General features: G+C 66.4%; 7 protein-coding genes. 2 read left to right on the top strand and 5 right to left on the bottom strand.

The genetic code is table 11. The annotated features are described in order from the left end of the window. Positions 1–8402 (bottom strand): FG-GAP-like repeat-containing protein (locus J2848_RS28740; RefSeq protein WP_253568770.1); only part of this gene is annotated, 8402 nt, incomplete at its 3' end. 68 nt (positions 8403–8470) lie between these two features. Continuing rightward, the gene (locus J2848_RS28735; RefSeq protein WP_211103275.1) at positions 8471–9523 is read right to left on the bottom strand and encodes a TIGR03032 family protein; all 1053 of its coding nucleotides are present in this window, start codon (positions 9521–9523) and stop codon (positions 8471–8473) included. Between the two features lie 321 nt (positions 9524–9844). On the opposite strand from J2848_RS28735, the gene J2848_RS28730 reads away from it, so the two are divergent. Beyond that, on the top strand, positions 9845–11638 hold the full coding sequence (locus J2848_RS28730; protein ID WP_170307188.1) for a tetratricopeptide repeat protein: 1794 nt from the start codon (positions 9845–9847) through the stop codon (positions 11636–11638). Between the two features lie 21 nt (positions 11639–11659). Here J2848_RS28730 and J2848_RS28725 read toward each other — a convergent pair whose 3' ends face one another. From J2848_RS28725 to J2848_RS28715, 3 genes are all read right to left on the bottom strand, one after another. Continuing rightward, complete coding sequence (locus J2848_RS28725; protein WP_149233876.1) at positions 11660–12565, bottom strand: SDR family oxidoreductase; 906 nt, start codon at positions 12563–12565, stop codon at positions 11660–11662. A gap of 16 nt (positions 12566–12581) precedes the next feature. Further along, complete coding sequence (locus J2848_RS28720) at positions 12582–13322, bottom strand: SDR family oxidoreductase (protein ID WP_149233877.1); 741 nt, start codon at positions 13320–13322, stop codon at positions 12582–12584. A 66-nt stretch (positions 13323–13388) separates the two neighbouring features. Next, on the bottom strand, positions 13389–13601 hold the full coding sequence (locus J2848_RS28715; RefSeq protein WP_149233878.1) for a tautomerase family protein: 213 nt from the start codon (positions 13599–13601) through the stop codon (positions 13389–13391). Between the two features lie 222 nt (positions 13602–13823). On the opposite strand from J2848_RS28715, the gene J2848_RS28710 reads away from it, so the two are divergent. Further along, positions 13824–14717: a LysR family transcriptional regulator gene (locus J2848_RS28710; protein ID WP_149233879.1), complete on the top strand. Its 894-nt coding sequence runs from the start codon at positions 13824–13826 to the stop codon at positions 14715–14717. The last annotated feature ends 37 nt before the right edge of the window (positions 14718–14754 follow it).

The raw sequence follows: 14754 nt of genomic DNA, 5'->3' as shown, positions 1-14754 counted from the left end.
ATGCGCAGCAGCGTGGTGTTGCCGCCGTCGCTCAGCGTGACCACGTCCGAGCCGGAATTGCCGACCAGGATCTCCAGCCCGGCGATCAGCAGGGTGGAGCCGCCGCCAAGCTCGCCGACCACCGCCACGTCCGAGCCGGAACTGCCGACCAGCGTCTCCAGCAGGTTGACGACGAAGGTGCCGCCGCTTTCCGACAGATGGACGACGTCGCGCCCGCTGTTGCCGGTGACGGACTCGATGCCGATGATCCGCACCGTCGTGCCGCCGGTGCCCAGCGTCACCACGTCCAGCCCGCTGCCGCCGATCAGCGTCTCCACCGCCACCGTCGAGAGCGTGCTGCCACCCGAGCCCAGCGTCACCACATCCAGCCCCGACCCGCCGACCAGCGTCTCCAGCTGCGACACCGCCAGCGTGTTGCCGAGCGAGCCAAGGGTGAGGAGGTCATTGCCGATGACGCCGATGATCGTCTCAAGAGCCGAAACCAGCATGGTGTTGCCGGTATCGCCCAGCGTGACGATGTCGGTGCCGACGCTGCCGGTCAGCGTCTCGATGCCGCGCAGCAACAGCGTGTTGCCGGTGGTGCCGAAGCTGACGATGTCGGTCCCGGCCCCGCCGATCAGGGTGTCTATGGCCGACACCGTGACCGTCGAACCGGACGTGCCGAGGATGATCAGATCGGAGCCCGTGCCGCCGGTGATCGTCTCCAGCAGGTCGGCGAGCAGAGTGCTGCCGGCCGAACCGATGGTGATCACATCGGTGCCGATACTACCGGCCAGGGTTTCCAGTCCCCGAACCAGCAGAGTGCCTCCTGCCGTGCCCAGTGCAATGGCGTCGGTCGCCGCACCGCCGACCAGCGTCTCGATGCCCGAAACCGCCATGGTGGTGCCGGTATCGCCGATGGTGATGGTGTCGGTGCCGGCGCCGCCGGCCAGGCTCTCCAGGCCACGGACGAGAAGCGTGCTGCCTGCCGGACCCAGCGTGACGATGTCGGTGCCGGCGCCGCCGATCAGCAGTTCCAGGCCGGACGTCAGGACCGTCCCGCCGGCCGAGCCGAGGAAGAGCAAGTCGGAGCCCATGCCGCCGGTGATCGTCTCCAGCAGGTTGGCGAGCAGAGCGCCGCCGGCCGACCCCAGAGTCGCGACATCGGAGCCCGCACCGCCGGTGATCGTCTCCACATTCGAGAGCAGCAGGGTGTTGCCGATTGTGCCCAAGGTGATGATGTCGGTGCCGGCGCCGCCGGCGATCGTTTCGAAGCTCAAAACCGACAGGGTGTTGCCAGCCGAGCCGAGAGTCACGACGTCGGTGCCGGCGCCGCCGGTCAGTGTCTCAAGAGCAGCCGCAAACAGGGTGCCGCCGGCTGTGCCCAGCGAAATCAAGTCGGCGGCCGTCCCGCCGATGATCGTCTCAAGAGCCGAAACCAGCATGGTGTTGCCGGTATCGCCCAGCGTGACGATGTCGGTGCCGACGCTGCCGGTCAGCGTCTCGATGCCGCGCAGCAACAGCGTGTTGCCGGCGGTGCCGAAGCTGACGATGTCGGTCCCGGCCCCGCCGATCAGGGTGTCTATGGCCGACACCGTGACCGTCGAACCGGACGTGCCGAGGATGATCAGATCGGAGCCCGTGCCGCCGGTGATCGTCTCCAGCAGGTCGACGAGCAGAGTGCTGCCGGCCGAACCAATGGTGATCACATCGGTGCCCGCAGACCCTGCCAATGTCTCGATGGCATTGACGAGCAGGGTCGTGCCGCTGGTCCCCAGCGTGACGATGTCGATGCCGCTGCCGCCGCTCAGGGTCTCCAACCGGTCGACAAGCAGGGTGCCACCCGTACCGCCCAGGGTGATGACATCGGTGCCGGCCCCGCCGGTGATCGTTTCGAGCAGGGTTGCCAGCAGCGTGATGCCGGCCGTGCCGACGATCACCGCGTCGCCGCTGTTCGACCCGGTCAGCGTTTCGAGACGTTCGACGAGAACCGTGCTGCCGCCGCTTCCGAGCGTGATCACATCGGAGCCAGACGATCCGAGAATGGTCTTGTATTGCGTAGAGACGGACAGGGTTCCGCCGGCGTCGCTCAAGACGAGAATATCGGCATCCAGAATGCTGACCAGGGTCTCCAGCCCGTTCAGATGAAGAGTCTGCCCGGGCGCGATGACGGTTTCGATATTGACGGCGTGAAAGGTCGTCCCGCTGCTGCCGAGCATGACGACATCGGTGCCGGAGCCACCGATGAGCGTCTCGATGCCGGCCATCAGCAGGGTGTTGCCGGCGGTGCCCAGCGTCACGATGTCGGTACCGGCTCCGCCCGTCAGCGTCTCGAGACCAGCCATCAGCAGGGTGTTGCCGGCGGCGCCCAGCGTCACGATGTCGATATCGGCTCCGCCCGTCAGCGTTTCGATGGCGGTTACCAGAAGGGTGTTGCCACCGGTACCGAGCGTCACGACGTCGGTGCCGACGCCGCCCGTCAGCGTTTCGACAGACGACACCAGCAAGGTGTTCCCGGCAGTGCCGAGCGTCACGACATCGCTCGCGACACCGCCCGTCAGTGTTTCTATTCTCGACACCGTGATGGTGTTGCCCGATGCCGCCAGGGCGATGACGTCGCGGCCCGAGTTGCCGTTCAGCGTTTCGATCAGGGAAACGGCAAGGGTCCCGCCGCTGGCACTCATCGAGACGAGATCGACGCCGGCCCCGCCGATCAGCGTCTCAACCGCCGAGGTCAAGATCGTGATGCCGGCCGATCCGAAGGTCACGACATCGGTGCCGGTGCCACCGATGAGGCTTTCCACGGCGGTCACCAGGACCGTGCCGCCGGCGCTGCCGAACGTCACGGCATCGGTGCCGGCCCCGCCGATCAAGGTTTCAAGACCCGCCGCCCTGAAGGATGTGCCGGCGGTCCCCAGCATTACGACATCGGTGCCGGCCCCGCCGGTCAGCGTCTCGATGCGGGAGATCAGAACCGTGCTGCCGGCGGTCCCCAGGATGATGGAATCGACGCCGGTCCCGCCGGTCAGCGTTTCGATGTCGGACACCAGTGTCGTGTTGCCGAGCGATCCCAAGGTCACGATGTCGGTGCCGGCACTGCCCGTCAGCGTCTCGACGCGCGAAACCAGCAGCGTGTTGCCAACGGCGCCCAGCGTCACGACGTCGGTGCCGCTGCCACCCGTCAGCGTCTCGATGGCGGTCACCAGCAGGGTGTTGCCGGCAGTGCCGAGCGTCACGACATCGGTGGCGGTGCTGCCGGCCAGCGTTTCGACAGCCGAGACCAGCAGGGTGTTGCCGGCGGTACCCAGCGTCACGACGTCGGTGCCGACGCCGCCGATCACGCTCTCAAGACCTTGTACCGTCACCGTTGCGCCGGCGGTCTCCAGGGCGATGACGTCGTTGCCGCTGTCTCCCGTCACCGTCTCGATGCCGATCACAAGCATCGTGCTGCCAGTGGTGCCAAGCGTCACGACATCGGTAACGGTACTGCCCGTCAGCGTCTCGACGGCCGAGACCAGCAGCGTGTTGCCGGCGGTGCCCAGCGTCACCACGTCGGTGCCGATACCACCGGTCAAGATCTCGAGACCTTGGACGGTCAAGGTTGCGCCGCCGGTGCCCAGGGCGACGACGTCAATGCCGCTGTCACCCGTCACCGCCTCGATGTCCAATACCAGCAAGGTGCTGCCGGCGGTCCCCAGCGTGATGATGTCGGTGCCGGCCCTACCCGTCAGCGTCTCGACAGCCGAGACCAGCAGCGTGTTGCCGGCAGTGCTGAGGATGAGAACGTCAGTGTCGACGCCACCGGCAAGCATCTCGATGCCGGTTGCCAGCAAGGTGTTGCCGCCGCTGCCGAGCGTCACCACGTCGGTACCGGCCCCGCCCATCAGCGTTTCGACAGACGCGATCAGCAGGCTGTTGCCGCCGCTGCCGAGCGTCACGACATCGGTGCCGGCGCCGCCGGTCAGCGTCTCCAGCAGCCCCACCGTCATGGTGCTGCCGACGGTTCCGACGGTGATGACATCGGTGCCGACGCCGCCGGTCAGGGTTTCCAGCCGCGAAACCAGCATGGTCGTGCCGGCGGTTTCGATGGTCACGGCGTCATTGCCGGCGCCGCCGGTCAGCGTCTCCAGTTCCGACACCCTCGTGGTGACGCCGGCCGATCCCAGGGTGATCACGTCGGTACCGCTGTTGCCGACGATGGTCGTCACCAGTGACACCGTGGTGGTGTTGCCCTGCACCCCCAGGTTCAAAGATGCTGTGCCGCCCGCGCCGCCCGCAGTGACGACTTCCACGCCCGACACTGCGTATCGTACGCCATTGGTACCGAGCACGATGGAGTCGGTTCCCGCACCGCCGACGATGGTTTCAACGCTATAGATCGCTATCGAATTGCCGGCATCGCCCAGGGTGAGGACGTCGACACCGGTGGTACCGAGCAGGGTTTCCACTTGGGACACCAATGTGGTGCTTCCCGACGAACCCAGCGTAATGGTGTCGACCCCACTTCCGCCGATCAGGGTTTCCACCTGCAAGACCGTCGTGCTATTGCCCGCAGAACCCAGCGTGATGACGTCATTCCCAATCCCGCCGGTCAGACTTCTCAGCGACGACACCGTCATGGTGTTACCGGCCGTGCTACCCAGCGTGATCACATTGATGCCGCTGGCGCCGATCAGCGTTTCGATGGCAGTCGCCAGCAGGGTGTTGCCGCCAGTGCCAAGCGTCACGAGGTCGGTACCGGCCCCACCCGTCAGCGTTTCGACCGCCGAGATCAGCAGCGTGTTGCCGGCAGTGCCGAGCGTCACGATGTCGGTGCCAGCTCCGCCTGTCAGCGTTTCCACGGCCGAGACCAGCAGGGTGTTTCCGGCGGTGCTGACGATGACGACGTCAGTGTCGACACCACCGGCAAGCGTCTCGATGCCGGTTGCCAGCAGGGTGTTGCCGCCGGTGCCAAGCGTCACGACGTCGACGTCGGCTCCGCCCGTCAGCGTTTCGAAGCCCAAAACCGACAGAGTGTTGCCACCGGTACCGAGCGTCACCACGTCGGTGCCGACTCCGCCCGTCAGCGTCTCAATGCCAGCCGCCAGCAGCGTGTTGCCGGCAGTGCCCAGCGTCAGCACGTCGGTGCTAACCCCGCCCGTCAGCGTCTCGATGCCGGCTACCAGCAGCGTGTTGCCGACGGTGCCCAGCGTCACGACGTCGGTGCCGATACCGCCGGTCAAGATCTCGAGACCTTGGACGGTCAGGGTTGCACCGCCGGTGCCCAGGGCGACGACGTCAATGCCGCTGTCACCCGTCACCGCCTCGATGTCCAATACCAGCAAGGTGCTGCCGGCGGTCCCCAGCGTGATGATGTCGGTGCCGGCCCCACCCGTCAGCGTTTCGACGGCCGAGACCAGCAGCGTGTTGCCGGCAGTGCTGAGGATGAGAACGTCAGTGTCGACGCCACCGGCAAGCGTCTCGATGCCGGTTACCAGCAAGGTGTTGCCGCCGGTGCCGAGCGTCACGGCGTCGGTGCCGGCCCCGCCCGTCAGCGTCTCGACAGACGACACCAGCAGCGTGTTGCCAGCGGTGCCGAGGATGAGAACGTCAGTGCCGGCGCCGCCGATAAGCGTTTCGACAGACGACACCAGCATGCTGTTGCCGGCAGTGCCCAGCGTCAGCACGTCGGTGCCGGCCCCACCCGTCAGCGTCTCGATGCCGGCTACCAGCAGCGTGTTACCGGCGGTGCCCAGCGTCACCACCTCGGAGCCGATACCGCCGGTCAAGGTCTCGAGACCTTGGACCGTCACCGATGCGCCGGCAGAGCTTATGGTTACGACATCGGTAGCGCTGTCTCCCATCAGCGTTTCGATGCGGAAAACCTGAATCGTGCTGCCGGCGGTGCCGAGCATCACGACATCGAAGCCAGCCCCGCCCGTCAGCGTTTCGACAGACGCGATCAACAGGCTGTTGCCGCCGATGCCGAGCGTCACGACATCGGTGCCGACCCCACCCGTCAGCGTTTCGACGGCCGAGATCAGCAGCGTGTTGCCGGCAGTGCCGAGCGTCACCACGTCGGTGCCGCCGCCCCCGGTCAACGACTCGATGGCCGATGCCAGCAAGGTGTTTCCACCGCTGCCGAGCCTTATCACGTCGGTGCCGATACCGCCGATCAGGGTCTCGAGACCTTGGACCGTCACCGATACACCGCCGGATGCCACTGTTACGACATCGGTGCCGCTGTCTCCCATCAGCGTTTCGAGGCGGGAAACCTGAATCGTGCTGCCACCGGTACCGAGCGTCACGACATCGGTGCCGACCCCGCCCGTCAGCGTCTCGAGACCAGCCACCAGCAGCGTGCTGCCACCGGTACCGAGCGTCACGACATCGGTGCCAACCCCGCCCGTCAGCGTCTCGAGACCAGCCACCAGCAGCGTGTTGCCGACAGTGCCAAGCATCACCACGTCGGTGCCAACCCCGCCCGTCAGCGTCTCGAGACCAGCCACCAGCAGCGTGTTTCCGTCAGTACCGAGCGTTACCACGTCGGTGCCGATACCGCCCGTCAGCGTTTCGACAGCCAAGACCACCAAGCTGTTTCCAGCGCTGCCGAGCGTCGCGACATCGGTACCGGCCCCGCCCGTCAGCGCTTCGATTCTCGACACCGTGATGGTGTTGCCCGATGCCGCCAGGGCGATGACGTCGCGGCCCGAGCCGCCATTCAATGTCTCGATCAGGGAAACGGCAAAGGTCCCGCCACTGCCACTCATCGAGACGACATCGACGCCGGCACCGCCGATCAGCGTCTCAAGCACCGAGATCAATATCGTGCTGCCGGCCGATCCGAAGGTCACGACATCGGTGCCGGTGCCACCGATGAGGCTTTCCACGGCGGTCACCAGCACCGTGCTGCCGGCGCTGCCCAGCGTCACGGCATCGGTGCCGGCCCCGCCGATCAGGGTTTCAAGACCCGCCGCCCTGAAGGTTGTGCCGGCGGTCCCCAGCATTATGACATCGGTGCCGGCTCCGCCGGTCAGCGTCTCGACGCGGGAAATCAGAACCGTGCTGCCGGCGGTCCCCAGGATGATGGAATCGACACCGGTCCCGCCGGTCAGCGTTTCGATATCGGACACCAGTGTCGTGTTGCCGAGCGATCCCAAGGTCACGATGTCGGTGCCGGCACTGCCCGTCAGCGTCTCGATGCGCGAAACCAGCATCGCACTGCCAACGGTGCCCAGCGTTACGACATCGGTGCCGCTGCCACCCGTCAGCGTCTCGATGGCGGTCGCCAACAGGGTGTTGCCGGCGGTGCTCAGCGTCACCACGTCGGTGCTAACCCCGCCCGTCAGCGTCTCGACGGCCGAGACCAGCAGCGTGTTGCCGGCAGTGCCCAGCGTCACCACGTCGGTGCCGACGTTGCCGGTCAGTGTCTCGATGCCGGCCACCAGCAGCGTGTTGCCGTCGGTGCCCAGCGTTACGGCATCGGTGCCGGCACCACCGGTCAGCGTCTCGACGCCGCTGACGCCGAAGGTCGCGCCGATGTTGCCCAGCGTGATGACGTCGGTGCCTGCGCCACCCGTCAGCGTGTTGATCTGCGACAGCGTCAGCGTGTTGCCGGAATCGGCCAGAGTCCTGACGACCGGCGCAATGTTCCTGAGATACAACAGGATGCCGTTGGAGGTGCCATAGAGTGCGTCGAGGTCGCCGTCGCCATCGAGGTCGGCCAGGGCCGGCGTCGGATAGCCTCCGGTGACGAGACCGTAGACCGCCGTCCCGACAAGCGAGAAGGTGGGGGAGGATGCCGTCCCGATGTTGATGGAAACGACATCCTTGTTCACGAGGTCGAGATCGCCGTCACCGTCGAGGTCGACGAGGACCGGTGTATTGAAACTGACACCCGCCGTCATGCCGAAGAGGTTCGTTCCCTCCAGCGAAAAGGTCGGCGACGACGACGTTCCGTTGTTCCGGTAGAGAAGAAGGCCGTTGGAACGGTCCCCCATCAGCAGATCGGCGTCGCCGTCACCATCCAGATCGGCGAAGGTCGGAGCCATGTAGCTGCCGGTGACGATGCCGAAGAGGTTGGTCCCCTCCAGCGAGAAGGTTGGCGAGGACGATGTTCCATTGTTGCGAAAGAACCGCGTGCCACCGCTCTTGCTGCCGATGAACAGATCGAGGTCACCGTCGCCATCGATATCGACGAAGCTTGGCTTCGCATAAGTATTGAAACTCGAGAGGCCGAAGAGGTTCGTGCCTTGCAGGGAATATGTCGGCGCCAGCGTCGTTCCGACATTGGCGAAATACACCGTCTCGCCAAGCACGTTGCCGACCAGAAGATCCAGGTCGCCGTCGCCGTCGAGATCCTTGAGCGTGGGGGCGGTATAATTGCCGACGCCGCTGAGGCCGAAAGAATTGGTGCCGACAAGAGTAAAGGTTGGAGTAGCCACGATCTTTCAGCCCCTCGGATATACCTATCGACACCACACCCCTGCACCGTCCGCCATCAGGCGTCCGATCAATTCGGAAACTCTGTTGGAATGGCTACCGCTTCGGCCAGCGCCCGCGCGTCGAGCAGCCCCACCGCCTCCGCACGGCGCACGCCGGGCAGGACGGCGACGTCGTACAGCTCGTTGACGGTGTGATGGAGCCACAGCATGTGCGCCACGGTTCCGCTGTCGGTGTCCACCACGGCCAGTCCGCATTGTGCGGAAACCCCCGCCCGTTTCAGCGCCGCCTCAAGCGGCAGCGCACTTAACGTTCCGTGGTCGCCGCGTGGGCGCGACAGCCCGACGACCGCCCATTTGCCATGGAAGGCCAGTCCCCGCGCGAAGCCGGGGCAGAAGCAGGCCGGCTCGAACCGTCCCGTCCCGTCCACCATTCCAAGCTCTCCGGTGCCGGAATTGAGCAGCCAGAGCCGGCCGCGGTGCCAGCGGGGGGAATGGGGCATCGACAGCCCGGCGCAGGCGACCTCGCCCGACGCGACGTCGATCAGCACGCCGCCGTCGCTCCGGCGCTCGCGCCAGCCTTCGATGACGTCGCAGCGCCCCAATGCCGTCGCGAAGATCGGCCGGCCGTCCTCGCCGAGCGCCATCCCGTTCAGATGGCAGCGGTCCTCGTTGCGCAGGGCGGAAATGAAGGCGGGCTTCCAGACCGGACGGAAGCCCCGGTCGGCGTCGGGAACGGCAAGGCAGCTGAAACGCGTGTTGACGAAGATCGGGACGCCGTCATGCCCGACCGCGATGTCGTGGATATCGATATCGCCGGTCATATAGCCCAGCCGCGGCACGTAAAGCCGATCCGCGCCCGACGGCGTGCGTTCGGACGGCTGCAATGTGTTGGTGAAGCGCCAGAGATGGGACTGTCCGCCGACCCACAGCGCGGTCCCGTCGGCACACAGGCCCTGGCAACGCTGCACCATCCGCTCATGGGCCTTCAGACGCCCATCCTCGCCCAGCCCGAGGAAGAACAGCCTGTGCGTCTCGTAGGTCGAAAATGCGATCGCGCAGCCGGCCGTCTCCAGCCAGTCGGGCAGGTTCGGCGTGCCCTGCAACATGGGCTGGACCGGCATGGGCTGGGATCGTTCTTCGGCTGCCATCCGACCGCTCTCCCTCTCTTCTCGCCCATCATCCCGGCTGAACCGTTAGCATGCACCATGAAATAAATTTAAATTATTAAGAGAGTAGATAATCTTCTTGGAAAATTGGTTTATGCACAGCCAGAGATGGCGAAGGCTTGGGAGAATGTCCACGATTGAACGACTTAAGATGGTGAAGATCGGGGTGGGACGCGGACTTCGCTCAGCCGAATCGGACAGATGCCCGGCCTCACCCATCGGTCCTCTCCACTGCTGCACTGCACCCGTCCGCCGCCTTCCGAAGGACACTCTTTCATGTGCCTCCCAACCACCGGCTTCACCGATCAAGCCGTCGCACTCACCCACCGGGGTGCCGCCGCCCTGGCCGACGGGCAGGAGATGCTTGCCGTTTCCTGTTTCACCCTGGCGGCCATACTGGCGCCGCATCGGGCAAGCATCTGGCACAATCTCGGTGAAGCGCGGCGTGCCCTGGGTCAAGTGACGGGCGCGGCGCGGGCCTACCATCATGCCTTGCGGCTGCGTCCCGCCTATCCGAAGGCCTGGGCCGGACTGGCCTCTCTGCTGCACAAAAGCCGGCGCTTCAAGGCGGCGGCACGGGCGTCGATGCGGGCGTTGGCTCTCGATCCGGGCTTTGCCGAGGGCTGGTCGGTCGCCGGTTCGATCCTGCTGGAGCAGCGGGCGATGGAGCGCCTGCCGATCATCCTGCGGCGGGCGGTGCGGCTGGCGCCGGACAGTGTGCCGGCGTGGCTCGCGCTGGCCGGCGGGCTCGGTGAAACGGCGGAGCCGGCTCTGCCGCTCGCCTGCGTGCAGCGCGCGGTTGCGCTGGCGCCCGACCGGCCGGCCGGCTATGTGAACCATGCCGGACTCCTGATCCGGCAGGGCAGGCTCGACGCGGCCGGGGCGTTGCATGACCGGCTGCGCCGGCTGGCTCCGCTGGAGGGATATGCCGAAGCCGGCGACAGTCTGGTGGCAACCTTGCGTGGCGACTTCGCGACGGCGGTGTCGCTGGCCCGCCGGTCTCTGGTCCTGCAACCGTCCTCCCCGGCCGCCCTCATCAACCTGTCCCTGGCCGAACATGACAACGGGCAGGCGGAGCGGGCGCGCCGCGGCAACGAGCGCGCCATCCTGCTCCATCCCGAAAGCGACGTCGCACGCTTCAACCTGTCCATGGTGCTGCTGGCACAGGGCGACTTCGCCAATGGCTGGCGTCTCTACGAATCCCGCTGGCGGATGGAGCGCGTGGCCTATCCGGCCCATGCCCCGCGCTGGCAGGGCGGCGACCCGGCGGGGCGCTCATTCCTTCTGGTGGCGGAGCAGGGACAGGGGGATACGCTGCATTTCGTCCGCTATGCCCCGATGCTGGCCGCACTCGGCGCCCAGGTCCATCTGATGGTACAGCCATCGCTGGTCCGGCTGCTGTCGGGGCTCCCCGGCATCGCCTCGGTCCGGTCGCTCACGGAACCGCCACCGGTCTGCGATGCCTGCATTCCGCTGCTCAGCCTGCCATTGGTGTTCGGCACCACGCTGGCGACCATCCCGGCGTCCGTCCCCTATCTGCACGCTTCCGAGCAGGATCGCGGCACCTGGAAGCGGAGGCTCGACGGTGAGCGCCGCCTGAAGGTCGGTCTGGTCTGGGCCGGTTCGGCGCATGACGACCAGTTCCTGGCCCATATGGTCGACCGACGGCGGAGCCTGCCGCTTGCCGCGCTGGCTCCGCTGGCCGGCATTCCGGGCGTGCGCTTCTGTAGCCTGCAAAAGGGGCCGGCGGCGTCCGAAGCGCCGCCGGCCGGTCTCGACCTTGTCGACTGGATGGAGGCGGTCGGCGATTTCGCCGACACCGCCGCTCTTGTCGCGGAACTCGACCTCGTCATCAGCGTCGACACCTCGGTGTGCCATCTGGCCGGCGCGCTGGGCCGGCCGGTCTGGATGCTGTCGCGCTATGATTCCTGCTGGCGGTGGCTGCGCGACCGGTCGGACAGCCCCTGGTATCCGACCATGCGCCTGTTCCGCCAGGATCGGCCGGGCGACTGGGCCCCCGTCATCCTTCGCGTTCGCGCCGCGTTGGAACGCTGGGCAGCGCAGTTTTGAAGAGTTCGGATCCGTTTGCGATCAGGAGACACCGAAATCCTTCGGATGCATCAGATCGGCGAACCCCACGCGATGCAGGAATTCCGCCCGTACCCGGTCGATCACCGCATAGGCAACCGCCGAACCGTCGTCGGCCGGATCGACCACCACGCGGAACGGCCTTTTGCCGAACGGGGCATTGACCACGCCAACGACGGTGTCGGCGACACGCTCGGGATCCGCGGTTTCCGGCACGGTCGCGGCGAGCGCCTTCAGCATCGCCTCTGCGAACCCCGCGGGAAGGCCCGCTTCGTAGTCCGCCGCACGGACCTTGTCGGCGGGCGCGCCCGCATGGGCGAAGTGGTTGGTCCCCTTGGTGAAGGCACCGGGAACGACGATGGACGTCTCGATGCCGAACGGGGCCAGTTCGCGGGCGTAGCAGACCGCCAGGGCGTCCATGCCGGCCTTGGCCGCGAAATAGGGGCCCAGCATCGGCGGGACGCCGCCGGCGGCACTGCTGCTGCCGATCCACACGACCAGCCCCCGCCGGGCCTTGCGCATGTGCGGCAGGGCGGCCCGGTTGACGCGCTGGGTGCCGAGCACGTTCACGTCGTAAAGCCCGGCGAGTTGTTCGGGCGTGAACGCCTCGCTCGGCCCCCACACCATATGCCCGGCATTGTGGATCAGCACGTCGAGCCGGCCATGCTCCGCGACGATGGCCGCGACGGCCGATTGCGCCGATGCATCCGACTGGACATCGAGTTCGACCGTCCGCAGATCCACCTTGCGGTCCCGCGCATAGGCCGCGATCTCGGCGACCTGATCCGCATTCTTGCCGCTCAGCCCGCGCATGGACGCGTAGACGATATGACCCGACGCGGCCAGGGCGTTGGCCATCAGGCGGCCGAAGCCGCTCGATGCGCCGGTGATGAGAATGACTTGCCTCATGCTGTCCCCTCCTCCCTCAGACCACGCCGCCGTTCGCCCGCAGGATCTGGCCGTTGATCCAGCCGCCGTCCGGTCCGACGAGCAGGGAAACCACCCGCGCGATGTCGTCGACCTCGCCCAGGCGGCCGAGCGGGATCATCTGCGTGATGCGGTCGAGCGTGGCCTGGTCCTTGCCCTGGAGGAAAAGCTCGGTGGCCACCGGACCGGGCGCCACCGCGTTGACGGTGATCCCCCGGGACCCCAACTCCTTCGCCAGGATGTGCGTGAGGGCTTCGACGGCCGCCTTCGTCGCCGCATAGACCCCGTAGCCCGGCTGGTAGAGCCCCACGACGCTCGTGGAGAAATTCACGATCCGGCCGCCGTCGCGCAGCCGGTTCGCCGCCTCGCGCAGCCCGTTGAAGGTGCCCTTGAGGTTGATCGCGATGGTCCGGTCGAAGGCCGCGTCGTCCATCCGTGCCAGGGGCGCCAGCGTCATGATGCCGGCATTGTTCACCAGCACGTCCACGCCGCCATAGGCCGCCTCGGCGGCATCGAACAGCCGCTTCACCGCCGACGGATCGCCGACGTCGGCCTGGACCGCGATGGCCCGGCCGCCGGCCGCCTCGATCTCGTCGACCAGCTTGCCGGCGGCACCGGCGCTGCCCGCATAATTGACGATGACCGCAAGGCCGTCACCTGCCAGCCGCCGGGCGATGGCGGCCCCGATGCCGCGGGACGCTCCGGTGACGATCGCGACACGGTTCGTTGATGTCGTCATTGTCTTGTTCCCTCTATCCTGGCTTGGTGCGAGGCGGGCGATGCGAGTGGCAGCGCCCGCCCGGTTTCAATCCTTCGCCCGATACTCCTCCGGGATCACGAACACCTCGTCGGCACGGGCATAGCCGCCGTCCTTGACCTCTTCGATCAGGACCATGGTGTGCGGGCGGGCAGCTTCCGAGAAATACTCGACAAGCATCGCCGTGGTGCGGTGGACGATTTCTTCCTTCTGGGCACGGTTCAGCGCAGCCTCGGGAACCTTGAAATTGACGAAGGGCATGGTCTTCACTCCTGTGGATGATCGATTGATCGGTGTCTGTACGGGTCGATCAAGGCATAGAAGGGGTTGGTGACTACGCCGGTCGCTTCAGTGTCTTCCGGCATTCGCGCCGCCTTCCGTCTCTGCTCTCAGGGACGAAAGTGAGCTATTTTGAAATCGCGGGGTAGAATGGCGATTTCGACATCACCATTTCGCTGGGAATAACAATCACATGGGCCGGTCATGGATCGCATCGACGTCATGCGTCTGTTCGTCAGGATCGTCGAACGTGGGAGCTTCGCCCAGGCCGCACGGGACTTGCAGGTTCCGCGCCCGACCGCCACACATGCGATTCAGCGCCTTGAGGCGGATCTCGGCGTCCGACTGCTGGAACGGACGACCCGGACTGTCCGGCCGACGCTGGACGGCTCGCTCTATCATGAGCGCTGCCTTCGGCTTCTCCCCGATCTGGACGAGATGCAAAGCGTCTTCCGCAATGCCGAGCCGAGGGGACCGCTCCGCGTCGATATGCAGGGGACCATCGCGCGGTTCTTCATCCTGCCGGCACTGCCTGCGTTCATCGCGCGCTATCCGGGGATTTCACTGAACCTCAGCGAGGGCGACCGGATGGTCGACCTCATCACCGAAGGCGTCGATTGCGTCGTCCGGGCCGGCGATCTATCCGACTCTTCGTTGATCGGCCGTCGCATCACGATCTTCGAGCAACTGACCCTGGCCAGTCCCGCCTATCTTGACCGTCATGGCACTCCATCGACGCCGGACGAGCTCCACGGCCATCGGATGGTCGCCTATGCCGCCTCGGCGACGGGGCAATCCTATCCCCTGGAGTTCAGGACGCGAGAGCGGGACTGGGAGGTCCGGCTGCCCCACGATGTCGTCGTCCGGGGGGCGGAGATCTACACGGCGGCAGGTGTCGCGGGGTTGGGACTGATACAGGTGCCGCGCTATCGTGTGGAACACCAGATCGCCGCCGGGCAGCTGGTCCCGGTGCTGGAAGCCTTTCCACCACCGCAGATGCCGGTGTCGGTGGTCTATCCGCAGAACCGCCATCTTTCATCGCGGATCAGAGTATTCATCGACTGGCTGACCGAAATGTTCGGCGGCCCGCAGGGCTAGAATGCGATCGTCTCGGACGGACTCTGCTTCGCCCGGA

The organism is Azospirillum lipoferum, assembly GCF_024170005.1.
GTDB classification, from domain to species: domain Bacteria; phylum Pseudomonadota; class Alphaproteobacteria; order Azospirillales; family Azospirillaceae; genus Azospirillum; species Azospirillum lipoferum.
Note: the sequence above shows the minus strand (reverse complement) of the source record. Positions and strands in the feature narration are given on the sequence as shown.

What these genes read in the sequence shown, in the direction of transcription:
- J2848_RS28735 (WP_211103275.1), bottom strand. Translation starts at nt 9,523, where the DNA reads ATGCCGGTCCAGCCCATGTTGCAGGGCACGCCGAACCTGCCCGACTGG.
- J2848_RS28730 (WP_170307188.1), top strand. Translation starts at nt 9,845, where the DNA reads ATGTGCCTCCCAACCACCGGCTTCACCGATCAAGCCGTCGCACTCACC.
- J2848_RS28725 (WP_149233876.1), bottom strand. Translation starts at nt 12,565, where the DNA reads ATGAGGCAAGTCATTCTCATCACCGGCGCATCGAGCGGCTTCGGCCGC.
- J2848_RS28720 (WP_149233877.1), bottom strand. Translation starts at nt 13,322, where the DNA reads ATGACGACATCAACGAACCGTGTCGCGATCGTCACCGGAGCGTCCCGC.
- J2848_RS28715 (WP_149233878.1), bottom strand. Translation starts at nt 13,601, where the DNA reads ATGCCCTTCGTCAATTTCAAGGTTCCCGAGGCTGCGCTGAACCGTGCC.
- J2848_RS28710 (WP_149233879.1), top strand. Translation starts at nt 13,824, where the DNA reads ATGGATCGCATCGACGTCATGCGTCTGTTCGTCAGGATCGTCGAACGT.